Below are 25,183 nucleotides of genomic sequence, written 5' to 3'. Positions count from 1 at the left end.
ATATTCGTGTGAATGTAAATGAAATTACATTGTCTAAACATTTGTTCAAGCCGTTGAATAGGAGGATGAAACGCGATGACAGTTAATCATGCTAGCGTGTTAACAAAAGAATATTTCATTTCTTATTTGATTTTGATTATGACTAGTAGAGAATATACATTAGCTCAAGCTAAATCAATTGCCCTGGATTTTTTCTTTAAAGGAGATATTGAACGCTATGGTTCTTCAACATGGTCCCCATTCGAGAAAGCTATAAAAGAAATTGAGAATGAATGAAATAGCAGTAAGTTAATTACTTCATAACAAAACTTATTTAAATAAAATTTACGTCTAGCTTAATGCTAGACGTAAAAAATACACTGTATATAAGAAAATGCTTATGTTGAAAATTTATAGAGAAGAAGGGTTTATTTATGAAAACACTTAAAGTAATCAAACAAAATGATTCTTGCTGTACTATTGCTAAGGACATTGAGGTAGAAGAAACTTTTAATGAATTAAATAAGAATTTACCTACTGTGATAATTGGCGCTGGTCCAATCGGGTTAGCTGCAGCTGCTCATTTAGTGGAACAAAATCAGTCCTTTATTTTATTAGAGGCTGGTAAAGAAATTGCTCATAATATTCGTACTTGGGGTCATGTCACATTATTTTCTCCATGGGGATATAACATCAATAAAGCTGCTAAAGCTTTACTAGAGGACACGGATTGGAAAGAGCCCGATTTAGAAACTATACCGACAGGACATGAGTTAATTGATCTCTATTTAAAGCCTTTGGCAGAGTTAGCACAAATACAATCTCACATTCAACTAAACTCAAAAGTAGTGGGGATCTCACGTCAATTGAATGATAAGATGAAATCAAAAAATCGAGTAAATCAGTCCTTTAAGATTTATGTTGAAAAGGGAGACAACGTAAAAATTATTGAGGCGAAAGCTGTTATTGATGCAACAGGTACGTGGGAAAATCCGAATCCAGCAAACTCTACAGGTGTTTGGCTACAAACTGAAAAAGTATTAGCAAATCATATCGAGTATGGAATTCCAGATATAAAGGTGAACTCTACAAAATACGCGAATAAGAAGATTGCTGTCATTGGAGGCGGTCATTCAGCTATTAATACCTTATTATCTTTAGCAGAATTAAAAAAAGAGAATCCTTCAACGAAACTTGTTTGGATTATGCGTAAAAAGTCTGTAGAAGAAGCATATGGTGGCGAAGAAAAAGATGCCTTGGAGGCACGTGGAGCTCTGGGTACACGTATTCATGAATTAGTAGATACAGGTAAGATTGAAGTAGTTACACCATTCTATATTTCAATGGTGAAAAAAGATGAAAAAATAAATATTGTTGGTATTTTAAATGGAGAACAGGAAGTATTATCTGGATTCGATGAACTCATTGTAAATGCAGGAAATCGACCAGATTTTACAATTAACAGCGAATTACGTCTTTCTATTGATACTGCAACAGAGAGTGTTCAAGCATTAGCACCACTAATTGATCCAAATGAGCATAGTTGTGGAACAGTTCGAGCACATGGAGAAGAAATACTACGACAGCCAGAAGAAGGTTTCTATATTGTAGGCGCAAAAAGTTATGGACGTGCTCCAACATTTTTAATGGCAACAGGTTATGAACAAGTTCGTTCAATAACTTCGTATCTATCAGGGGATAAAGGAGCTTCCCAACGTGTGGAGTTAGAGTTACCTGAAACAGGCGTATGTAGTATTAATCTTGTAAATAAATCGAATTTATGTTGCTAATTGGGGGAGAGATATGTTTGTTAGATCAGTTATTTATAGTGGGAGTATATTTATTAATTATTTTAATGTTTTCATATATTACACTTGAATATCTGAGAAATAAAATTAGTAAGCAATATCTTTTAATATGGTTAATTGGTGTTTTTTTACTGGACCTATAGCATTTATTATATATATTATATTGGATAAGAAAGAAGAAGCATAACTAGAAATTTAAATAGGTCGCCCATTGTGGGGAATTTTGTTAAGTTTAATTAAGACTGTTAGTGAAAGCTAACAGTCTTTTGTAACATAGTAAAGGGGGATTTGATCGGATACATTATTTATTCGTAGGATGGAACAAAAAGATTTAGCAGAGGTATTAAAAATTTATGAAGAAGGAATTGAAACAGGGATGGCAACCTTCGAAACAAATCTACCAAACGAACGAGTATGGGATAAAGGGCATCATGAAACAGCCCATTAATTAATTCCTTTTTCTTTCTATTTCTTTCATAAATGATTCTCCCTCAATATCTAAATTTGGTAGTAATTTATCTAACCACTTTGGCAAGTACCAAGAAGCTTTTCCCATTATGATCATTACTGCTGGTACAATACCCATTCTTACTACAAAAGCATCAAATATAACGCCAAATGTAAGTGAAAAGCCCATTGCTTTAATTATTGGATCTGGAGCTAACATGAATCCAGTAAATACTGAAATCATAATCAACCCTGCAGCTGTTACTACTCCACCACTATCTTTCATTCCGGCTAAAACAGCTTTACGTGCATCACCGGTATGTGTATATACTTCACGCATTCTACTAACTAGAAAAACCTCATAGTCCATTGCTAACCCAAATAAAATCCCTATCACAATGACTGGTAAGAAGCTTAATATAGGATAGGCAATGGGAAATCCAAATAAATCAATTAAATTTCCATCTTGTATAACAAATACAGTGAATCCTAAAGTTGCACCTAAAGATAGTACAAATCCTAGTACTGCTTTTAATGGAACTAGAATAGACCTGAATACTAGTACTAATAAGATGAATGAAAATCCAATAATTAACAAAGCGAATATTGGTAATGCATCACTCAGTTTTTGTGATATATCAATGTTTACCGCCGTAGTACCTGTAACCATTAATTTTATATGATTGGATTTTTCCAAGGTCTTTGCCTTTTCTCTAATATCGTTTACAAGATCTTTTGTTTCTGAATCGGCAGCTCCTGTCTCTGGAGTTATAGAAATAAGATACAATTCTCCGGAAGGTCCAGGAATTGCTGGGCTAACATTTTTAACATTGGATAACCCACTTAGCTCTTCTATAGTATCACTTAATGCTACTTGTGGATTGGTTGTTTCGCTTGAAGTTTTAGCCGCTACAATTAATGTTGAAAGATGGCCTGGGCCATAGGCTTTGGTAAGTAAATCATATGCTCTTCTTTCTGTTGTCTCTTCACTTTTCGAACCGTTATCTGGTAACGTGAGTTCCATATGGGAAATAGGGATAGCAATTATAGATAGAAGTGCAATTCCAATAATTGCTACCTTCCACGGGCGTTTTGCTACGAAATTTCCCCATCTATCTGGTGTAGTTTGTTTTTTATCACTTTTAATAATTTTGCTTATAAAACTATTCTTTCTATCTGGCCCCACTTTATGTCCCAGCAAACCTAAAAAAGCTGGAACCACAATTATTGCAATAAATATTGCGAATAATACGCAAAGGGCAGCAGAAAGACCCATCATTGTTAAAAATGGTATTTTTGCAACAGATAAACCTAAGAGCGCAATGATGACGGTTATCCCAGCAAACACTACAGCACTACCGGCTGTTCCATTTGCAATTGCTACAGACTCTTGGACAGAATATCCTTCTTTCCTTTGCACTCTAAAACGGGTCATAATAAAGAGAGCATAATCAATGCCTACTGCCAATCCCAACATTGCTGCTAACGTTATTGAAACTGAGGTAATATCCAAATAATTTGTGCCAATCATAATTAAAAAAATTCCTATAGCAAGTCCAATAACCGCCGTAATAATTGGCAACCCAGCCGCTAATAAAGAAATAAAAGTAATTGCTAATATAACGAAAGCAACAACTACCCCAATCACTTCTGTTATTCCTCCTATTTCCATTTCAGAAAATGAAACATCACCAGATAGTTCTGTTTGAATACCAGCATCACGAATATTTTCAATGTTTTCTATAATATTTTCCTTTGATTTTTCCGATACCTTGTCTGCTGCTACATTATAAGTAACAATTGCATAACCAATATTCGTATCTTTATTTAAATTCCCTAACTCTAATGGGCTTGCTACAGAAACAATATGACTATCTTTTTCTTTTATCACTTTCAATGTATCCGTAATTATATTACTAATCTCTTCAGAAACTAAGGTTTTATTTTCAAGTGCATTAAATACTAACTGTACTTGACTTGTATTAGAGGGAAACTCCTTTTTAATGAGGTGAAGGGCTTTTTCTGATTCTGATCCAGGTATAGACATGTCCTCAGAGAAATTTGACCCCAGGTTCATTGCAATAATTGCTATCACAAGGAGAATTAATATTGAGCCTCCAATTATTTTTTTACTATTGTTTGCCGCCAATTTTCCTAATTTATAAAGATACTTTGCCATTAACAGCTTCCTTTCATCCTAATTTTACATACAACACATTAAAACAACTAGTTATTGCTTAAACAAAAGGTTATTAATTGAACACCTTGTTGATTTAATGGCATAGACATAGTATATTAAGGCTAATTGAAGGTAACAATAATCAAAATAAAAACAGGTGTTATTAAATAATCATTTATTAATATTTTGTCCATTTAAAAACATATTAAAGTGAATTGGTTACTAAGGGAGGGGAAAAACGTGGTTGGTACACAAGGAAACCGAAGAACACTGTATAGTAAAAAGGTAATTATAGAGGCTTTTTTACTGCTGCTACAAGAAAAAAACTTAAATAAAATTACTGTTACGAATATTTGTAAAGTAGCAGATATTAATCGCGGAACTTTTTATTCTTATTATAATGACCCCTTTGATTTAATGAGAAGTATTGAAGAAGAGTTGATAGAGAAAATGATGAATACTATTAATATTTCGGGAGAAGAAAATATACTAAATGAACTTTTAAAATTGATACTTATAAATAAGGAGCTCTGTAAAATTATTTTTAATGAAAAAAATAGCTCTCATGTACTAAATACAGTTTTGAATTCTGCTCATGATATAACAATTGCAGAAATTAAAAAAAAGTTACCAAATGCTAATGAGACTCATTTAGAATATTTTTTCACTTATTCGACAGGTGGGATCATTAAAGTAATTCGAAAATGGATAAATGATGATATGAATATTCCAACTGAAGAAGTTGTACAAATCTTAGAAAGTATGAACGTCATGTCATCTCAATAAACGATTTGTTATTTTGAATAATTGTTCAGAGATTTTCTATAAAAAAGACCTAATTTGCGTAAAATTATTCTATATCGAATTGGCTTAAGAGATGGTAAACTTTTTAAGGGAATGTGAAGAGTTTCACTTAAATTAACGGATGCTTTACTTAAAGATCATTGAGTTGCGTAGGCAGCTCTTTTTTTCTTTGTTGAACTAACGCTGCAGTTTAGCTGAAGAGTCTTGTTTAACTTGTTGTTCAACAATCGGGCCATATAATGAGTAACAAACATGAAATTAACCCCAGGCATTTATTTTTCAAAGTGAGTGGTTTTTTTATAACATTTGACTGAATTGTGTTCAGTGATATACTATTGAATTAGATTCAGTCGTAAATAATACAGTTGGAGATGGACTATGAAGAGAATATCAAAAGAACCAGATGTAAGACGCCAAGAGTTAATGGATATTGGTTTCGAGTTATATATGAAAGGTGGAGTAAAAGGATTTAGCATAAAAGATGTCGTTAATCGAGCGGGAGTAGCAACGGGATTATTTTATTACTACTTTAAATCCAAAGAAGGGTTCGTTGATGAGATCTTAAATGATTATATTGTAAAAAATATGGAGGAAATTCAACAAATACTTAATTCTGATAAATTGACCGTTATGCAAAAGATGACAGAATCCTTAGAGACATTTTGGGCATTTGTTGAAAAACTAGCACCATATAAAAACGAGGATTCTTTTCAAACAGAACAACATTTTCAGCTCGAGCAGAAAGTATTCATGCAAATGCAACCACTAATACAACAGGTGATTGAAGATGGAGTAAGAACGAGGATTTTCAATATCGATAATCCAATTTTAGCCTCTGGATTTATTTTATACGGACTCAGTAGCATTGCTCATTCGAAGAAATTAGACCTGAATAATCAAATTAAGAAAGAAATGATTAATTTGGTATTAACCACACTAAAATACAATTAGAAAGAAGACATCTAAAAATAACTGAGTCAGGACAAAGGAGAATTTAGATGAAAATTTATATTGACGGAAAAGACATTACAAAAGATCAATTGACACAATGGAAAAGAGAACGTGTTAAAAAAGTTTTTAAAATATTAGGTTATAAAAGTGCTGAAATAAATAATCCGGATAGGATGATTGATAAGCTAACCAATCTCAAAATGGACTACTCTTATCAAGAAATGTATAACAAATTGGAATCTAAATTGAAATTCAGTGAAATGATGATGCGTATGGGTGCTGCTTTATCCGGAAATAGAAGGAAGTTTTCTTGGACAGAAATCTATTTAGACGGAATTACAGCTGAAGAAGCAAAAAAGGGCATAGATAATCTTATGTTAAATCAATCAGATGAAAACAATCGGGTGAATTTATCGGCGTGTCCTGACCACTATGCATTAAGACCATTAGGAGAAAAAGAACTTGAAGTAATTGAGGCGCCTGGAAACTCTCCTTTCCCTGCTCAGTTTTTTATTGCTTACGATGATGAAACAGGGATACAAACACCTAGAGATCATTCTTATGAATATCAATCAGTAGGTGTTGCTCGTTTGAAAGATGGCACAGTTATCGGAGGAGTTCGCCACCAAATTAAAGACACTAAAACGGGGATAAAAGTTAAGCTCTCCGTTGAATTTCCTGCACTTAGTCCCACAAGTCTTATTAAATCGCATCAAATGCATTTAGCATGTGAATTTTCTTATTGGCTACAGTGGATAAAAGGTCAAAAAAATAATAACGACAGAGCATCCTTGAATTAAAGATATAAACAATACAGTTGTTTTAATTTTCTTTTTAAGTTGAAGTTAGACAATACCTTAGTGAAATAGGCTAAACAGGAAGTGAATTTTAATGTTTGCAATATTTATAGCTATAAGTTTTGGAGCTGTTTTTGCTATACAAACAGCCATTAACGCTCAATTAAGAAAGTTCGTGGTTTCCCCTTTCTTAGCTTCAATGACCTCATTCACTGTAGGAGTAGTATTTTTAACTATTACACTATTAGTTAGTGGTTCACCCATTAGACTTATATTGTGGAAGAAGCGTCGCTGTTCTTATTAAACTAACGGGGTGCGATTGTTCAATTTGAGCAATCGCTTTTCACTAACGGTTCAGATTTGTTGAATTGTGATATACAGAATTGTATCCTAAATAAGGACAAGTTTTTTAGTGTTCTGGCTTGTTTATTAATGTTGATTGGAGAGATTATAATAGGAAATACTGATAAGTTTGAAATGATAGCTAATAAATATGACACTCCTGAAAGAATCCAAATTGCAAAGGTATCATCAGATGCCATCCAAAATTTTTTAATTGACGCTAATAGTAAGAATGCGATTGATTTTGGGTGCGGAACTGGTCTGATCGGAATGAACTTGTTAAACGAGTTTAATTCTATGCTTTTTCTGGATACATCACAGAACATGATTAATCAAATAAACCAAAAAATAACTGATTTTAATATTCAAAATGTAGATACATTATGCTTTGATATAGAAAAGGAAAGTTTATCGGATTTACATATACAAGCTGACTATATTTTTATGGCTCAGGTTCTACTCCACATTCATGATTTTGAATTAGTATTATCAAGATTATTTGATGTTCTAAATGAAGGAGGACATTTACTAATCGTAGATTTTAATAAAAATGAAAAAATAGTTTCAGATATAGTTCATAACGGGTTTAATCCAGAAGAGCTAACCGAAATAATGACTAAAATAGGGTATAAGGATATACAATTCGAAACTTTTTATACAGGAAGTAAAATATTCATGGGACATGATTCGTCTATGTTTATTCTTGATTCAAAAAGGGATCATCGGTAAGGGATTCCGTAAATTTTACTAATGTAAAGAACCGTTCCATAAGAAATGGAATTTATTGTTGAACTAGAGGTGCTTGTTGAACGGTATTAAACACATTATTATCTTTTTAAACAACAAAATTCTCTTAAAGTAATTCAGTTTTAAACAACTTTTAAAGCCTTAGTACATACTAAATGTAGTAAGGCTTTAAATTTATTAAAATGAAAATAAAACAACCTTATTATCTGTTTCAGTAAAAAAATTCAAAAGTATAGCAGAGCGTTTTAAAAAAGTTACGATGTCTCCTTAAAAGAATCTTTTGTTTCGATATTCGATACACCGAAAGTTCTTTTTTATTAATCCCAGTGCTGAGTAATCAACAGCAAATTAAGGACAAATTCATATTGGCTTAGTTAATTATAGAAACACGGAATTTATTTAAAGCAAAAAAGCAGTCAAAAAGCTCATGTATTAAGAAAACATTAAGACCACTCTATGAAGGGTGGTCTTAATGTTACTTATAAAAGAATAAGGCTGTTTTCGTGAAAATTGTTGCTCTTCAACTAACGGGGCAGCATTCCTGTTTGAAGGATGTTCGAGGTCTTGAAAGAAAAGGAGCCCTCTAGTATGATGCATGAGTGTCAACGACCATTGACCCATCATCAAACAAGGGGGACTCCTTTATGCATTCTAAATGGAATAATAAAATTAATCAGTAACTGAAAATACACTCGTTGTTGGTATGGATATTGCCAAGCGTATTCATTACGCATGCTTTGTCGATGAACGCGGGCGAGTAATAGAAAAAGCTTTTGCCGTACATCAATCGAAAAAAGGCTTCGAAAACTTGTATGAAAAGATTCTTCAAACGAAGAAGGAAGCTAATAAAAGAGAAGTAATAATAGGGATTGAGCCTACAGGCCACTACTGGATGAACTTAGCTTATTTCTTAGATCAATACGGAATCCCACTTGTCATGGTGAATACAATGCACGTAAGACGTTCGAAAGAACTTCAGGAAAAATTGCACAAAGTTAGACGAAATCGATTGGCTTGCGACTAGCAATTTAAAATATTTGAAGGGTGATTCTGATACATAGATTTTAGTAAGTGATATTTTAAATTGTATAAAGTAAAATAGTAGTAATTTATGTTTTTATATAAAAAACTACTAAAATATTTTAAAGAAGATGTGATGATTAATGGGGAAAATCGCCATTTTGGCAGAGAAACCATCTCAAGCAAGAGCTTATGCAGACGCATTTAAAATTAAACAAAAAGAGAAAGTATTTATTGAATTGGAACCTTGTTCTACTTTTCCTGAAGGTGCAGTAATTACTTGGGCAGTTGGTCATCTTGTTGAATTAAAAGAACCAAAAGAATATCAAAAGGAATGGGAGAAGTGGTCGCTTGGATCATTACCAATCATTCCTCAAAAATTTGAAGATAAAGTTGTCTCTAAAATGTATACACAATTTAATGCCGTAAAAAAAATCTTTAGTGATCCACAAATAACAATGATTTATAACTGCTGCGATAGTGAACGTGAAGGTTCAAATATCTTCTACTCACTTTTAAAAATGACGAAAGTAAATAAGCCTGTTAAACGATTATGGATCAATTCATTAGAGGTTGAGGAAATTCGAAAAGGCTTTAATAATATGCAAAGTAATGAGCGTGATCTGCTCATGTACCAAGAAGCAAAAACACGTCAAATTAGCGATTGGTTAGTAGGTATGAACTGTAGTCGCCTATATACGCTACTTTTACAAAAAAAGGGCTTTAAGGGTAGTATCTCTATCGGTCGTGTGCAATCGCCAACCGTATATTTAATTTATAAAAGACAACAGGAAATCGAACATTTCAAGCCTGAAAAATTTTATGAAATTGAAGGGGTCTTTAAAGCACAAAATGGTGTATATAAAGGGAAGGCAAAGTTAAAAACAAAAGAGCGTGCAGAGGCTGTGCAATTATTGCAACAACATGGGGTTGAACCGATGGATACGGGTCTAATTACGAGTGTAACGAACAAAACGAAGCGTATTGCACCACCAAAACTACATGCGTTATCAACATTACAAGCCGCCGCTAATAGACGTTGGAAATACAGTCCGTCACATGTGTTGAAACTTACGCAATCACTTTATGAGAAAAAGCTTGTTTCTTACCCACGTACCGATTCACAGCTCATTACACATAATGAGTTTGCTTATTTAAATGAATCATTGGCAAAATATCAGCAGCTCGTGGGAAAGACATTTAATGCGATAAATCGAGGGAATAACAAACGCTACGTCGACAGTGCCAACGTTGGGGAGCACTATGCTATTATTCCAACGAAAAAAGTGCTGACAGAAAAAGCGTTACAATCAATGAATGCGGATGAACGAAATATTTATTTTGAAATAGTCAATACGACACTCGCTATGTTCCATCAAGATTATGAATACGATGAAAAAACGATTTTAACGAATGTCAAAAATATAGAGTTTAAAACGGTAGGGAAAACAGAACTTGTAAAAGGTTGGAAAGAATTATTTTCAAATGAAAAAGAGTTAAAGGAGCGGGAAGAGTCGTTACCTGTCGTTTTCCAAGATGAGATGGTACAAAGTAAGATTTCTATTTTAGAAGGCACGACAACGCCACCTAAACCTTATACAGAAGGGCAACTCATTACGATGATGAAAACATGCGGTAAATCAGTTGAGGATGAAGAGGAAATCGAGGTGCTGAAATCGATTGATGGTATTGGCACAGAAGCAACTCGAAGTGGCATTATAGAGACGATTAAAAAGCATGGATTTATTGAAGTGCGAAAAAACATAGTGAGCATTACGCATAAAGGGAAGCTTTTATGTCGGTCAATTGAAGGGACATTACTTTCAAGCCCATCTATGACTGCAAAATGGGAAATTTACTTAAATAAAATTGGTTGTGGAGAAGGGTCTGCAAAACATTTTATTGAAAGCATAGGCAAGTTTGTTAATCAATTAATAGCCGAGGTACCTATACAGTTAGAGTCACTTACAATAGACACAGAGCAGTTTAAACCAACTGCTGTAAAAGATATTGTGACGTGTCCGACATGTAAAGTAGGAAAAATAGGTTTGCGTAAAAGCTTTTACGGTTGCTCGAATTATAAAAATGGTTGTAAACAAACGTTCCCAGGAAGGCTATTAGGAAAAAAACTAACTGAAAAGAACATTAATGATTTATGTAAGATTGGTAAAACAGCTCTGCTTAAAGGGTTTAAATCAAAGAATGGTAAACAATTTAATGCGTCACTCCGTTTGGTAGAAGGAAAGATTGAATTTGAGTTTAATGAAAAGTAATGGCGAATACTTCAGCTGGAAGATGGAGTTTACTGAAAAAAGGATTAAAAATTAAGTATAGTTTTTTAAGGTTATCTCAGCCTAAATCACTTCCAAAATGAAAGTAGGATAGCATGTTCGATAAAGAACGTGCTATCCTATTTTTATGTGAATTAGATATAATAAGTGGGTATTCAAAAAAATGCCTATTCAATGTCGTTATTGAAACTTGTTTTTATTTGTTAGTAGATATAACCCGCAGCGAGAGGCGTAGCATAGTAGGTAGAGTTACTATATTTTATAAAAGGAGTAATGTGATGACTACTATTAGAGCAATTGGAAGCTTATGTGTCACGGATAGTGATGGACACATTATTAATCATTCAGATTGGAATAACATCAACCCGATTTTTCTTCCTGTAATAAACGATGTAGTTCATACGTATTCTACCCATCTTCAAGATGACTTACATAGTGTATACATAAGGGGATCCATTCCAAGAGGAATAGGTATTGTAGGTGTAGCTGACTTAGACACAATAGCGATTACTAAGCAAAAGCTTAATAATCTGCAGCTAAAGCGGCTAAAAGACGTAGAACAAGAATTAACTCAAAAACATACTTGTGTAGATGGTATTGAACTAAGTGTTCACTGCATGGAAGCTGTTTTAAATACGTCATCATTTTCTATCATTAGTTTCATACTCCAAACCCATGGCATGTGCGTGTTTGGAGAAGACTTGATTCCTCAATTACCAAAATATAAAGCGAACGAAGCTTTAGCAAATGACCATCTTATTCATTTACAAGGTCAAATTAAAAATGCCTGTGATGATCTACAAGATAATTCAGATATAGAGGATATTAAGGATTGTTGCAAGTGGATTATGAAAATTATAGTAAGAGCAGGGCTTGCACTAATCATAACCAAAAAAAACACATATACGAGGGATTTATACCCTGCTTATAAAATGTTTTCTAAATATTACCCTGAAAAGGAAAGTGACATGAGAAAGGCACTTGAATATGCCATTACACCTATAGTAGTTACTAACCTATTGTTATCGTTTTTAAATGAATTTGGAACGTGGATCATTATTGAAGCTGATAAATGGCTAAAATTCTATAACCCTAATAGAGAATTAAATATGAAAATATAATAACTTCCGAAATCAAATTCTCGTTTGCTATCACAAATGGAATTAGTATTGTTTTTATGGCCTAGTGACGAATTGATACCACGTAAAGAAAAAAGGTAATCACAACTCTATGTGATCACCTTTTAAGTATTTACTATAAAAAAATCCATTTGATATGGATCATTTTGCTGCTCTACTATTGCGCCCAATCACTTTTGTTTATTGATTTGACTTTAAATTTTTTCCAATATATTGGACGATCTTGCGAAGTTCAGTAGATGATGGGCGTCCAAATGGACTTGTTTGTTTTTGTTGATATAGTAGTTGTCCATTTTCATCAACTAGGAAATAGGCTGGCTCTCCGTGCGTGCCATGATCCTCATATGGCGCATCCTCACCGTGATAAAATACATCGTATGCTTTTAATGTTTTTAACTCTTCATCAGCTAAGACGGTAAAAGAAAGGCGATGCTCATCGACCATTTTCTTTAAATTATCCAACTGATCCGTTGAGATGGTAATTAGGTGTACATTCTTGCTTTCAAAATAACTTTTGTTTTCTTCAAGCTCTTTTAAGTCATGAAGGCAAACAGGACACCATGATCCTCTGAAAAAGATAATAAGATGCCAACTTTTATGCTGGCTTTGATGGGATACAAAAGAGAATTCTTCTCCATTCACTGCTGGAAGAGTGAAATCAGGTACTTTATCGCGCAAATTAAATGTAGACATGCTTATCCTCCTAAAATTGAAAATCTAATAACCACCTTGTATTATTTCCTATTTTAAATCAGATATGTAAAATGAAAAAAACATATATGAAAATGCCTTGGTAAATCTTCTTCTCAACAATTTTAATGTCATTCGTTCTTTATTGAAATTTATTTATGCAACCAAGCCCAATGTCATTGTTATTTTGACATTTTTAAGCATACTTTATTGTTGGATTATTTAAAGCCAATATGGCAAACTGAATACGAAGATAAATCTCAACATGATTCATCGGTAGCTAAGGACGTAAGTATCTTTATTATGGAGATGTTCGACCAAAAATACTTATAAAATAGTTATTTACATGCGAAAGTTTAGCATTGATAAATCGGGGGTAATAGAATTGGGCAAAAGGAGATCAGTTGGATTAGAATTGCGTACTTTGTCGCTTTTAATGAGAAGACAATTGGATCAAATCACAAGTGCTACGCTAACGGAAAAAGATAACCTTACTGCCATGCATGGTTGGACGATTAGTTATCTTTTCAAAAATCAAGATCAGGATGTGTTTCAAAAGGATTTTGAAAGAGCATTTTCTATTCGTAAATCAACAGCATCTAGAATACTAAAATCTATGGAAAGTAATGGTTTGATTACAAGGCAATCTGTTTCCTACGATTCAAGACTGAAAAAAATTGTCTTAACAGAAGATGCGCTAAAAATACATGAAGATATTAAGACACGTAGAGAAATCCTTGAACAAAAATTACTAACAGGTATCCCGGAAGAGAAACTTAACGTTTTTTTTGAAGTGATGGATGCCATGAAAGAGAATATAGGATCTTGAAGAAGAGGGTATTTTGAAGCTTTATTTGACCATATAGTTAGCGTGCTAACTAAAACGAGGGGGACTGCGAATATGTTGAAAATATTTAAATACTTAAAACCGAAAGAATGGACGCTCGTTGTTGCTAGTATTGTGTTCATAGTAGGGCAAGTATATTTGGATTTAAAGTTGCCGGATTATATGGCTAAAATTACGACTCTTGTACAAACAGAGGGCAGTAAAACGAGCGAGATATGGACAGCTGGAGGGAAGATGTTATTATGTGCCCTTGGCAGTATGATATTGGCAGTCATTGTTGGCTATTTTGCGGCAAAGGTAGCAACATCTTTGTCAAAGGAATTACGAAAAGGTGTATTTGATAAAACGCTATCTTTCTCTATGGAGGAGATTAATGGTTTTTCAATCGCAAGTCTAATTACTCGTTCTACTAATGATATAACGCAAATACAGCAAACGGTTGCGATGGGGCTTCAAGTTATGATTAAGGCGCCGATCCTTGCAGTATGGGCTATTTTGAAGATTACCGGGAAAAGCTGGGAGTGGTCAGTGGCAACAGGAGTAGCTGTCATCGTTTTACTTATTTTGATAGGCAATCTGATTATCTTTGTACTACCGAAATTTAAAGTCGTTCAAAAAATGACAGATCATCTGAACCGAGTAACAAGAGAAGGTTTAACTGGTATTCGTGTTGTTCATGCTTATAACGCACAACAATATCAGGAAGAGAAATTTGAAAAAGTAAATAAAGATTTAACGGATACAAATCTTTTCGTGAACCGACTTATGGCCCTTATGCAGCCTGGGATGGGTCTGATCATGTCAGGTTTAACTCTTTCTATCTACTGGATTGGTGCTTATTTGATTAATAATGCAGGAGGTATGGATCGAATCGGTTTGTTCAGTGATATGGTCGTATTTTCGTCTTATGCAATGCAGGTAGTTATGGCATTTATGATGTTATCAATGACGTTCATTTTGCTGCCAAGAGCGGCAGTATCTGCAGCGCGTATAAATGAAGTGCTAAATACACCTCAAACAATTATGGATGGAGAATTGCAATCGTCACCTAAAGGAATCGAAGGTGAAATCGAACTGCGTAATGTTAGCTTTAAATATCCGAATGCAGAGGACTATGTTTTAGAAAATATTAGTTTTACAGCACATAAAGGCGAAACTGTCGCTTTCATTGGTTCTACTGGTAGTGGTAAAAGTACACTTATTAATTTACTTCCAAGATTTTACGATGCTACTGAGGGTGAAGTATTAGTCGACGGCATTAATGTGAAAGAGTATGCACAAGAAGCTCTTCATAATAAGATAGGGTACGTTTCTCAAAAAGTCGTACTATTTTCAGGTACAGTAAAATCTAATGTTGCCTATGGTGGTAACGGCCAGACCCCACCAACAGATGAGGAAATCAGAAAAGCGGTGGAAATTGCTCAAGGGAAAGAATTTGTGGAGAACATGGATGACCAATATGATGCGGCTGTCGCTCAAGGTGGTACAAATCTTTCTGGAGGTCAGAAACAACGTCTTTCTATTGCAAGAGCAGTGAATCGAAATCCAGAAATCTTTATTTTTGATGATTCATTTTCCGCTTTAGATTATAAAACAGACCGTCAACTTCGTTCTACGTTGAAAAAAGAAACAAAAGGTGTAACGACTTTGATTGTGGCGCAGCGAATTGGAACGATTAAAGATGCTGATAAAATCATTGTTCTTGATGAAGGAAAAATCGTTGGTATGGGAAAACATAGTGAATTGTTGAAAACTTGTAAGACTTACCAGGAAATTGCTTATTCTCAGTTATCGAAGGAGGAGTTAGACAATGCCTAATACACAAAATAAGCCCCAAAAAGGTCCTGGTGGCCCAGGTCATATGGCAGCTCCTGGAGAAAAGCCAAAAAATTTTAAAAAGCCTTGGGGCAAGTTGATTGCCTATTGTAAACCTTATTTACCAGCGATGATCTTTGCACTTGTATTGGCAACTGTAGGAACAATTTTCACGATCGTTGGACCTAATATGCTTAGTGACATCACTGATTTGATAACGGAAGGCATTACTGGTGAGATTGATATTACGGCGATTGGAAAAATAGGATTGTTCCTTGCTATTTTGTATGGATTGAGTTTTATTTTCAATTATTTGCAGGCGTTTATAATGGCTACGATTACGCAGCGAGTTTCTAAAAAGTTACGGAAAGATATATCGAACAAAATTGATAGATTACCGTTGAAATATTTTGATTCTACAACCTATGGTGATGTATTAAGTCGTGTCACGAATGATGTGGATATGATAGGACAGTCCTTAAATCAAAGTATTGGTTCGTTAGTGACAGCGGTCGTTATGTTCTTTGGATCGTTAATTATGATGTTCTCAATTAATGTGACGATGACACTTTCCGCCATTGCTGCAACTTTCGTAGGGTTTGTATGTATGACCTTTATTATTTCAAGATCCCGAAAATACTTCATACGCCAGCAGCAAGACCTTGGTAGAATAAACGGCCATATTGAAGAAATCTATTCAGGGCATGATGTCATGAAGGTGTATAACGGTGAAAAAGTAGCGAAGCAAGAATTTAATGAAATCAATGAAAGTCTTTTTAATAGCGCTTGGCGCGCCCAGTTTATGTCCGGCATGATGATGCCTCTCATGATCTTTATTGGAAATTTAGGTTATGTTGTTGTTTGTGTCGTAGGGGCTGCACTTACAGTGAAAGGTTCCATTACATTTGGTGTAATCGTTTCATTTATGGTGTATATCCGCTTATTTACGCAGCCGTTGTCACAGTTAGCTCAAGCAGCTACAAGCTTGCAGTCAACTGCCGCAGCAAGCGAACGTGTATTTGAATTCTTAAATGAAGAGGAACTTGAAGACGAAAGTAATAAGAAAGCCACTTTAGATGCCAAAGATGTTACAGGCAATGTGGAATTTAAAAATGTTAAGTTTGGCTATACGAAAGAGAAGCTAATTATTAAAGATTTCTCTGCGCAAATAAAAGCAGGTCAAAAAGTTGCCATTGTCGGACCTACCGGGGCTGGGAAAACAACGCTTGTTAATCTTCTTATGCGTTTCTATGAAGTAGATAGCGGGGAAATCATGATTGGAGACGTACCGACTAAATCGATTTCTCGTAAAAATGTTCACGATTTATTTTGTATGGTGCTACAAGATACTTGGCTATTCGAAGGTACCGTTAAGGAAAATATCGTGTATAACAAGGAGCATGTAACCGATGAAAAAGTGATTTCGGCATGTAAGGCAGTCGGTCTGCACCACTTTATTAGAACTTTGCCAAAAGGTTATGACACGATTTTAAACGATAAAACGAGTTTATCTGTTGGGCAAAAACAGCTTATTACCATTGCAAGGGCCATGGTTAAAAAATCACCGTTGCTTATTTTAGATGAAGCTACTAGTTCCGTTGACACACGTACTGAAGCACTTATCCAAGAAGCGATGGATAAATTGATGGTGGGAAGAACATCATTTGTCATTGCCCATCGACTTTCAACTATTAAAAACGCCGACTTGATTTTAGTGATGAAAGACGGAGATATTATTGAAAGTGGAAATCATGAAGAACTGATTGCAGAAAAAGGATTTTATGCGGATCTATATAATAGTCAGTTTGAAGATGTTTCTTAAAATTGAATGCCAACTTTCGTTTTGACTACTGAACAGTGTGTAGTTTAATAAAAAGTGTTTGATAAAAATCACCTCGTTTCTTAGGGGTGATTTTTTTATTTTGATCTCTTGAAGCGATAAAGTTTAAAAGGTGGGTGATAAATCAAAGTTAGGCGATAAATTTAAAAATTGTTTCGATAAATATTGAATTTGTTTCGATAAATCTTAAAATTGTTTCGATAAATCTTAAAATTGTTTCGATAATTCAATAAAAAGTTTCGATAAATTTATTTTGAGCATTATACTAAGAGAAAATAAAGGTGTGTTAAAGATTTAGTAGAGTAAGGGCTCTAAAGAGTTGAATATTAGGAATTGGAGGTTTCAAATGAACAGTATTTTATCAGCATGATAAAGCAAATCAATGGAGTAATATTGTAAAATTGCCGCAAGAGGTTGGGAATAAAATGAAATTTACTTTAATGTTACTATTAGTTTAAATAGAATTTTACATAAATAGGAGGATTAAAATGGAAATTCGTTCAGTTAAAGGTTCAGACTACTATGTGATTTCATCTCTAATTAATGAGTGGTGGGGTGGCAGGAATATGTCTGCTATGTTACCAAAATTATTCTTCGACCATTTTACACAAACAAGTTTCATTGCAGAAAAGGATGGTAAACTTGTAGGTTTTCTAATAGGATTTCTTTCTCAAACTCATTCAAATGAGGCGTATATTCATTTTGTTGGGGTTCATCCTGAACACAGAAAGCATAATATTGGGAAACATTTATACAATAAATTTTTTAATGTGGTAAAGCAAAATAATCGATGTATTGTTCGTTGTGTAACGTCACCTGTTAATAAAGTTTCGATTGCCTATCATACTAAGATGGGTTTTGAAATTGAAGATGGAGAGAGAATTGTTGATGGTCTATCAATCAATACAGACTATGACGGGCCAAAGCAAGACAGAGTTTTATTTATAAAAAATTTAGATTAGATTTAGTTTCTTATTAAACAAACGCATGCTTTACTTCAATATGGAGTAGAGCTTTTTTCTATTTAAACTTTCGTGGGAAATTAACTTAACAAATGGTTGTCTTTTTAAACATTGAGATATATTTCCATGGATTAGATTGACATGAGAAGTGTATTAAGCCTATAATACATTACGAAGGGTGTATTATAGGCTTAATACACTTTTGTATTTTTGAGAATGGTGTATTAAGCTGTTAATACATCAAGATCGATTAGCGGGGTAATGGCTATATAATATTTCGGGTAGTTCTTTAAAAGTACTTAGCCCACCATTATGCTCAAACTGTATTAAGTGCTTAATACACGAAAATATAATTTTCTAGGAGTTGAGTTAATTGACTGTAAAGTTTAATAATCGGGATCCAGTGTACGTCCAGGTTATCCGGCATTTTAAAGAGCAAATCGCCAAAGGGTATTTTGAACCTGGCCAGGAGATTCCATCAAGAAGAGAGCTAGCCAACCAGCTGAAGATTAACCCAAATACTGCACAACGAGCTTATAAGGAAATGGGGGAACAAGGATTGATTTTTACTGAGGGGAATATGCCGAGCTGTATTACTAAAGATGAAGCGGTCCTTAAAAGTGTCCGTGAGGAATTGATTATCGAAGCGGTTGACTTATTTTTAAGTTCTATTAAATCCATTGATGTGCCGTTATCCGAAGTATTGGAGCTAGTTAAGAAAAAGCATGATGCTGAAAGCGGAGAAGCGGAGGAATCGAAATGATCGAAGTAAAAAATGTCGAGAAAAAATACGGCAGGAAACGGGTATTAAAAGGTCTTTCTTTTACTGCTGAAAAAGGTGAAATTACTTGTTTAATCGGTATTAACGGAGTAGGGAAGACGACGATCATGAAAGCTATTATGGCGCTCACTCCGATTAATAGCGGTGAAATTTTGATCGATGGGGAAAAAATCCGAAAAGAAAGCTTTGAAAAAGTTACCTTTATTCCAGATACGATTACGATGTTGCCGCAAATGAAGATTTGTGAAGCCTTTGCATTCATGGCCGATTTTTATAAAAACTGGGATCCCAAAAGGGCAGAAGAGTTGCTGCAATTTTTTAAACTAGATCCTACTGAACGGATTGCCAATTTATCAAAGGGGAATATGGCTAAAGTCAATATGATATTAGGTCTGGCACTGAATGTGGATTACTTACTGATGGATGAACCATTTTCTGGTATTGATATTTTTTCTCGGGAGCAGATTGCCGAAGTGTTTACAAGCCATTTAATTGAAGACCGTGGTGTGATTATTACAACCCATGAAATTAGTGATATAGAACACTTGATTGATAGAGCAGTGCTCATTGATAACGGTGAAGTATTAAAGGAATTTAGCGTAGAGGAAGTGCGTGAAAAGGAAGGGAAATCAGTCGTTGATGTCATGAGAGAGGTGTATCGTGGATGAAAAACTATTTAAAACTTCTTAATTTCGAAGTAAATCGATTTTTCAAACTATACCTAACTTTAATAGGATTGATCATAGTAAGTCAATTCATTGGGGCAGTTGTCGTGTCAAAAGGATATATGAATGACGTGGATCAAGTGATGTATAAAAATCAATTATCAATGAGCGAATATACTGAAGAATACGGGTTATTTTCTTTTAATCAGTTCGTTGGTTCTGAATGGTTTCTGCTACCAATCTTTTTTAGCATAGCCATATTGATGATTTATGTTTTCTTTATTTGGTATCGGGACTGGTTTGGAAAAAATACATTTATTTATAGATTATTAATGTTGCCAACTGAAAGAATTACTATTTATTTCTCAAAATTAACGACAATTATGCTTTTAGTACTTGGTTTAGTTGCCTTGCAAATAGTATTAATCTCAATCGAAATGCAAATTGTTAATAGTATTATACCAACAGATTTACAATCGCATTTTTCATTTAATGATGGATATAGTTTAGAAAGGCTTTATCCGAATACCTTAACGGAATTTATCCTGATTTATGGAGTCGGGCTAATCTTTGTAGCAGTTCTATTCACGGCCATTTTAATTGAACGAAGCTACGGTTTAAAAGGCATTTTTATCGCAATCGTTTATGGAATGCTATCGTTCGGAGTATTTATTGCGCCACTATTAGTAAATAGGTTATTAAATGGCTATTTTTACTCACTAGAAGTCTTCTTAATGGAACTGGTAATGGGCATTATCGTATTAGTCAGTGCCATTTGGATCGCAAATCATTTGCTAAAATGTAAAATCAGGGTTTAAGGGGGGATGACAATGAAAAAATATTGGAAAACGATATTGATTAGTTTAATCATAGTGACGACAATCGGTTCTTACTATATTCAACAGGTAATGGCAAATAATGTATCTCTTAAAATTGAAACTACTAACGGAAATAAGGGAGAAATAGATAATCTTATCATTCATGCAATTTATCAAAGTCGTGATATTTATAGTAGGTTGGATATATCAAAGGATGGTACGAGTAATCAGAGTGGGTCTTTTATTGGAGAGTTGAAGGGACGATATTACCCTGGGATGTTTCAAAAATATATTCAAGAACACCGTAAGTTTATGCGTGGAAAAGAAGCAAATCCTGGTCAGTATTTTGAAGATGAAGACCGTTTAATTTACACGATTTTTTCAAATAAAGAGGGTCGAGATTCTTTCACTCTGCAAATCGATATACTTGATAAACATACAAATGAAAGTTCTTCATTTGAAATCAATATGCCAGACCAAATAAGATATGACTGGATCAATGAGAGTGATGTCTATGTAGAAAATGGAAAAATAAAAATATTAGCAACAAGCAATCTCAATAATGAGGAAGAGCTGCACTTATATACAGTTGATGAAAACAAAAAGGAATTAGAACAAGACTCAATTATTGCAAAAATGGAGTCAGAAGAGAAAAGCAGGGCCAGCATCTATATATTTAATGAATATAATAAAGTACAAAATGAAAATTATATCTTATATATGGTTGAAAAATACAAATATTTAGAAGATGGTGAGCGTAAAACTATCTCTAGCCCAATGTATCTGTATAACTATCTGAATAATGAAGAGAAGGAGTGGACAATTCCGGCCGAATTAAAACCATATAAGCACTCGATCATTCTTCAAGGAACATATATATTTATTCCTGTTCGTTCAACCAATGGGTTAGTACTGAACCGTTATAATATAGAGAAGAATCAGTGGGAAGAACCTTTCAGCTTTAAATATCCTAGCATTGCTAATGCTAAAGAAAAACCTTCTATACAGATTACAGATGGTAAGCTATATTTACTCGATCGTGTTTCGGATGGTCATTTGTTCCTTATCGGCGATTTACGTACAGGTGAACCATTATATGAAGGTAAAATTATTATTGAAAATAAAGAAAAACTAGATGCAGATTACTCACTTTATATCGAGCAAATAGCAAATATATAACAACATTCATTTTAATAAATAAGAGTAAGCAGCTTTGGCAGGTATGAATTCTATGATTCATATCTGCCGTTTTGTGTTCCTTCGGTGGATATTTGTGAAATACTAATGACAGTATACGGATAATGAAATTAGTCACAAGGGAAAGTTAAAAGCAACTTTTCTTATTAAGCTAACGGAGTAAGTTAGTTAAGGAATTAAAAACTTATGTATTCAAAGGGAACATCTTTGACGCAAAAATTAAAGGTAAATTCATAGAAGGTTTCAAAAAATTTCAAAATTTTGAACGAAATGAAACATCTCTCCGTCTAATGGAGGAAGGAGGCGAAAAGGATGGAATGTGAAATCGTGCAGCGTGCTATTCGTGGGGATCATCAAGCGATACTTTCACTTATTGAAATGGATGAAGAAATTTTATATCGCATGGCTTTTACATATCTGAAAAATGAGCAAGACGCTTTAGACGTGATGCAGGACCTAGTTTATAAGGCACTGAGAAAAATGCATACCGTTAAACAGCACGAATATGCCAGAACATGGCTCGTGCGCGTCTTAATCAATTGTTGTAAAGACCATTTGCGAAAACGCCAACCAACCGTTTCAATTAAGGAGCATCACCAAGTTGAATGGGTTATCTACTCTGATATGGAGCGGTTATTGGAACATTTATCTTTGTCGGAGCAGCAACTCGTCTATATGAAATATTTTCAGCAACTAAAAAACAAAGAAATTGCTGAGCTCAATCAAATTCCGGAGGGGACTGTAAAGTCTAAGCTTCATTACATACTAAAGAAGCTTAGAAACTTCGCTGGAGAAAAGGAGGACTGGCTATGAGTAAACTACCGATTGACGTTCCAAAGGAGAAACTTCAACAAGTACGGATGGATATGTTTCGTAAAGTTCAACGAGAAAAAAGAACAAAGAAGCGCATTTCTTCGGTTGCAATAGCCTTTTTGCTGTGCCTAAGCTTTTTATTTTCTATTCGCGTTTCTCCTACAATTGCTAGCCATGTTGCAAAAATACCTGGCTTTCAAGCAATTGTATCTGCAGTTGTAAGAGATAAAGGGATAAAAGATATTGTGGACAATGACTACTATGAAGAAATCAATGCGACCAAGTCTAAAAATGGCCTATCGCTTACATTGCAAGGCGTAATTGCAGATAATACGGGATTAGTACTTTACTATGACGCCGATGCATCATTTGATATGTCGGAATTACACTTGGAGGAAGTTCAAATGTTCCAAGGAGGCGAAGAAATTGAAGGCGGAGGTTCATTTAGAAGCAATCAATTAAATCAAACAAGTTTCTCTTCTTCGGTAGATTATAGTTTTTCAGAGCCTTTCGCTTATACTTCAAAGGATTTTAAAGTGGTTTTTCGTTTTTATGAAAAAGATAAGGGGAACATTGAAATTACGATACCGTTTTCACTACAAAACGAAATCGCAAAGGAAAAAATTATTACTGCGAATCGTACTGTAGACGTCGGTGGTCAGAAATTTACGATTACACAAATTCGCCGTTCTCCACTAAGAACGGCAATCGATATTGAATTAGATGAAGCGAATACGATGCAAATTTTAGCGCTTGATGATTTTGCGGTCGAGACGGAAAATGGGGAGCGAAGAGAAGGCATGAAATATGGCTTGTCATTAGGCGGTGATATTCGCGACGGCAAAATCACGCTTAATTTACAAAGTAATTATTTCCATGATTCAGATTCACTCAAACTATTAATTGGAGCTGTTCAAGCCGTTCCGAAGGGTGAGGATTTTATCGAAGTTGATTTTGGCACAAAGGAAGTACTTACGAAGCCCGATTATTTGGATTGGGATATATCCGTAACGGAGCAAAGTGTATCAATTGCTGCAAAGAAATGGGATGATCGAAGGGCGCATTCGTTTCTAAATAGTGCTGTAAAAGCAGATGGTACGACGTTAAAATATAAAGGTAGCTCGTTCTCAGATGATGAGCAGTACCTATTTGAGACGGAGAACTTTGAAAAATATGATGGTAAAGCAAAAATGTATTTAAACTATTTCTTCAATCCTATTGGAGAAAATATTGAACTGAATATTCCACTGAAATAAAGTAAAGATGTTCAAAAAGGCTCTCCTTTTTGAACATCTTTTTAATATTTCCGTATTTGTGGTAATACCTCTTGAAACGTAAAGTCAAACAAAGACGTCTAATTGGTTAAATTTAACTACGTGGAGGGAATATGAGATTAATACTACTGATAATAATGATGTCTATATCTCTAACTACAATTTTTCCAATTCAAAGCCATGCTTTGAGTTGTGTTGAATTAGAAGGACCAGCTATTAACCATTTTGATACTGCAATCGTTGGGACGGTTTTAGATGTGAAAAATGATAGTGTACGAGAAGGATTCACAGGACTAATAGAGACAAAAAAGTATGTCTTGATCGATATTGAGAAAAGTTGGAAAACAGAAGTGAATTCCCAATTAATTTTTGAAGCTGATTTTACATGGGCTTATAACTTTGAAAAGGGGAAAAACTACATTATTTATTTGAACGAAGAAAAAGGGAACTACTTTAATAGTCCTTGTAGTCCAGTTGTTTTAGTAGAATCAAATAATGATTATGAACATTTACTTGGGGAAGGTCTAAAACCGAAAAAAGAGGTTAATTTAGGCTATAAAATGTTGTTCAAGCATGATAAGGATTTAGATTTTGAACTTGTGATTTTAATAATAGCCATTTCGTTAATCTTATTTTGGAGATGGAACTCAAAGAGAGTCAAATCATCTAAGAAAGTAGATTAAACTTATTGAGCTAACGGGGGCGAATAGAATGTTGAACAAACAATAAAAAAATGGGAAGTAAGACTGTTGATGATAAAGTAATTGTAAATAACTCTAGTTGTCTGCATGCAATTTTTCACTAGCAGTGTAGGATAGTGGAAGAAGGCAATTATTTTAAACATAAAAAAGAGGTGGAAATTCGTGGATCAACTGCTTCAGCATTTACAAATAGTTGGCGTACATAATCTAAAAAGTGATACTGTAATTATTTTGGGAATTTTAGAAAGTAGACTTCATCTTGCTTCATGAAAGAAG

23 protein-coding genes and 1 pseudogene are annotated in these 25,183 nt (G+C 34.1%); 22 read left to right on the top strand and 2 right to left on the bottom strand.

Annotation, left to right across the window (positions count from 1 at the left end):
- Window positions 1-75: 75 nt before the first annotated feature.
- The 3 genes from ABNX05_RS03550 to ABNX05_RS03540 all read left to right on the top strand — a co-directional run bounded on the left by ABNX05_RS03550 (window position 76) and on the right by ABNX05_RS03540 (window position 2,235).
- The gene (locus ABNX05_RS03550; RefSeq protein ID WP_349658450.1) at window positions 76-276 is read left to right on the top strand and encodes a hypothetical protein; all 201 of its coding nucleotides are present in this window, start codon (window positions 76-78) and stop codon (window positions 274-276) included.
- Window positions 277-413: 137 nt separating this feature from the next.
- Window positions 414-1,769, top strand: coding sequence for an NAD(P)-binding domain-containing protein (locus ABNX05_RS03545; RefSeq protein ID WP_349658449.1), 1,356 nt, complete (start codon window positions 414-416; stop codon window positions 1,767-1,769).
- Between the two features lie 334 nt (window positions 1,770-2,103).
- Window positions 2,104-2,235 carry a GNAT family N-acetyltransferase gene (locus ABNX05_RS03540; RefSeq protein WP_349658448.1) on the top strand — a complete coding sequence of 44 codons (132 nt, stop codon included), beginning with the start codon at window positions 2,104-2,106 and terminating at the stop codon, window positions 2,233-2,235.
- On the opposite strand, the gene ABNX05_RS03535 is transcribed toward ABNX05_RS03540, so the two are convergent.
- A complete protein-coding gene (locus ABNX05_RS03535) occupies window positions 2,236-4,413 on the bottom strand; it encodes an MMPL family transporter (protein WP_349658447.1) in 2,178 nt (725 codons plus the stop codon). It abuts the gene before it with no gap.
- A gap of 240 nt (window positions 4,414-4,653) precedes the next feature.
- On the opposite strand from ABNX05_RS03535, the gene ABNX05_RS03530 reads away from it, so the two are divergent.
- The 8 genes and pseudogenes from ABNX05_RS03530 to ABNX05_RS03495 all read left to right on the top strand — a co-directional run bounded on the left by ABNX05_RS03530 (window position 4,654) and on the right by ABNX05_RS03495 (window position 12,486).
- Window positions 4,654-5,199, top strand: a complete 546-nt coding sequence (locus tag ABNX05_RS03530; RefSeq protein WP_349658446.1) for a TetR/AcrR family transcriptional regulator — start codon at window positions 4,654-4,656, stop codon at window positions 5,197-5,199.
- 396 nt (window positions 5,200-5,595) lie between these two features.
- Window positions 5,596-6,168, top strand: coding sequence for a TetR/AcrR family transcriptional regulator (locus ABNX05_RS03525; RefSeq protein ID WP_349658445.1), 573 nt, complete (start codon window positions 5,596-5,598; stop codon window positions 6,166-6,168).
- Between the two features lie 47 nt (window positions 6,169-6,215).
- Window positions 6,216-6,968: a hypothetical protein gene (locus ABNX05_RS03520; RefSeq protein ID WP_349658444.1), complete on the top strand. Its 753-nt coding sequence runs from the start codon at window positions 6,216-6,218 to the stop codon at window positions 6,966-6,968.
- 91 nt (window positions 6,969-7,059) lie between these two features.
- Window positions 7,060-7,269 carry a DMT family transporter gene (locus ABNX05_RS03515; RefSeq protein ID WP_432760119.1) on the top strand — a complete coding sequence of 70 codons (210 nt, stop codon included), beginning with the start codon at window positions 7,060-7,062 and terminating at the stop codon, window positions 7,267-7,269.
- A gap of 128 nt (window positions 7,270-7,397) precedes the next feature.
- The gene (locus ABNX05_RS03510) at window positions 7,398-8,036 is read left to right on the top strand and encodes a class I SAM-dependent methyltransferase (RefSeq protein ID WP_349658443.1); all 639 of its coding nucleotides are present in this window, start codon (window positions 7,398-7,400) and stop codon (window positions 8,034-8,036) included.
- A 662-nt stretch (window positions 8,037-8,698) separates the two neighbouring features.
- A pseudogene (locus ABNX05_RS03505) lies at window positions 8,699-9,042 on the top strand (IS110 family transposase); the annotation flags it as partial.
- Window positions 9,043-9,217: 175 nt separating this feature from the next.
- Entirely contained in the window at window positions 9,218-11,347 is a 2,130-nt protein-coding gene (locus ABNX05_RS03500) for a type IA DNA topoisomerase (RefSeq protein WP_349658442.1), read from the top strand.
- 296 nt (window positions 11,348-11,643) lie between these two features.
- On the top strand, window positions 11,644-12,486 hold the full coding sequence (locus ABNX05_RS03495; RefSeq protein ID WP_349658441.1) for a nucleotidyltransferase: 843 nt from the start codon (window positions 11,644-11,646) through the stop codon (window positions 12,484-12,486).
- Between the two features lie 198 nt (window positions 12,487-12,684).
- Here ABNX05_RS03495 and ABNX05_RS03490 read toward each other — a convergent pair whose 3' ends face one another.
- On the bottom strand, window positions 12,685-13,197 hold the full coding sequence (locus ABNX05_RS03490) for a peroxiredoxin family protein (RefSeq protein WP_349658440.1): 513 nt from the start codon (window positions 13,195-13,197) through the stop codon (window positions 12,685-12,687).
- A 382-nt stretch (window positions 13,198-13,579) separates the two neighbouring features.
- Between ABNX05_RS03490 and ABNX05_RS03485 the strand changes: the two genes are divergently transcribed.
- The 11 genes from ABNX05_RS03485 to ABNX05_RS03435 all read left to right on the top strand — a co-directional run bounded on the left by ABNX05_RS03485 (window position 13,580) and on the right by ABNX05_RS03435 (window position 24,889).
- Window positions 13,580-14,023, top strand: a complete 444-nt coding sequence (locus ABNX05_RS03485) for a MarR family winged helix-turn-helix transcriptional regulator (RefSeq protein WP_349658439.1) — start codon at window positions 13,580-13,582, stop codon at window positions 14,021-14,023.
- Window positions 14,024-14,095: 72 nt separating this feature from the next.
- Window positions 14,096-15,859, top strand: a complete 1,764-nt coding sequence (locus tag ABNX05_RS03480; RefSeq protein WP_349658438.1) for an ABC transporter ATP-binding protein — start codon at window positions 14,096-14,098, stop codon at window positions 15,857-15,859.
- Window positions 15,852-17,678, top strand: a complete 1,827-nt coding sequence (locus ABNX05_RS03475) for an ABC transporter ATP-binding protein (RefSeq protein WP_349658437.1) — start codon at window positions 15,852-15,854, stop codon at window positions 17,676-17,678. The genes ABNX05_RS03480 and ABNX05_RS03475 overlap by 8 nt, the downstream gene beginning before the upstream one ends.
- Before the next feature lie 506 nt (window positions 17,679-18,184).
- Complete coding sequence (locus ABNX05_RS03470; RefSeq protein ID WP_349658436.1) at window positions 18,185-18,658, top strand: GNAT family N-acetyltransferase; 474 nt, start codon at window positions 18,185-18,187, stop codon at window positions 18,656-18,658.
- A 373-nt stretch (window positions 18,659-19,031) separates the two neighbouring features.
- Window positions 19,032-19,421, top strand: a complete 390-nt coding sequence (locus tag ABNX05_RS03465; protein ID WP_349658435.1) for a GntR family transcriptional regulator — start codon at window positions 19,032-19,034, stop codon at window positions 19,419-19,421.
- On the top strand, window positions 19,418-20,107 hold the full coding sequence (locus tag ABNX05_RS03460) for an ABC transporter ATP-binding protein (protein ID WP_349658434.1): 690 nt from the start codon (window positions 19,418-19,420) through the stop codon (window positions 20,105-20,107). Before ABNX05_RS03465 ends, ABNX05_RS03460 begins: the two co-directional genes overlap by 4 nt.
- Entirely contained in the window at window positions 20,104-20,922 is an 819-nt protein-coding gene (locus tag ABNX05_RS03455) for a hypothetical protein (RefSeq protein ID WP_349658433.1), read from the top strand. The genes ABNX05_RS03460 and ABNX05_RS03455 overlap by 4 nt, the downstream gene beginning before the upstream one ends.
- Before the next feature lie 12 nt (window positions 20,923-20,934).
- Entirely contained in the window at window positions 20,935-22,101 is a 1,167-nt protein-coding gene (locus tag ABNX05_RS03450) for a hypothetical protein (RefSeq protein ID WP_349658432.1), read from the top strand.
- 330 nt (window positions 22,102-22,431) lie between these two features.
- Entirely contained in the window at window positions 22,432-22,932 is a 501-nt protein-coding gene (locus ABNX05_RS03445) for a sigma-70 family RNA polymerase sigma factor (RefSeq protein WP_349658431.1), read from the top strand.
- Window positions 22,929-24,188 carry a DUF4179 domain-containing protein gene (locus tag ABNX05_RS03440; RefSeq protein ID WP_349658430.1) on the top strand — a complete coding sequence of 420 codons (1,260 nt, stop codon included), beginning with the start codon at window positions 22,929-22,931 and terminating at the stop codon, window positions 24,186-24,188. The genes ABNX05_RS03445 and ABNX05_RS03440 overlap by 4 nt, the downstream gene beginning before the upstream one ends.
- Before the next feature lie 131 nt (window positions 24,189-24,319).
- Entirely contained in the window at window positions 24,320-24,889 is a 570-nt protein-coding gene (locus tag ABNX05_RS03435; RefSeq protein ID WP_349658429.1) for a hypothetical protein, read from the top strand.
- The last annotated feature ends 294 nt before the right edge of the window (window positions 24,890-25,183 follow it).

It is taken from the genome of Lysinibacillus zambalensis, assembly GCF_040183165.1.
Classification (GTDB): Bacteria; Bacillota; Bacilli; order Bacillales_A; family Planococcaceae; genus Lysinibacillus; species Lysinibacillus zambalensis.
Note: the sequence above shows the minus strand (reverse complement) of the source record. Positions and strands in the feature narration are given on the sequence as shown.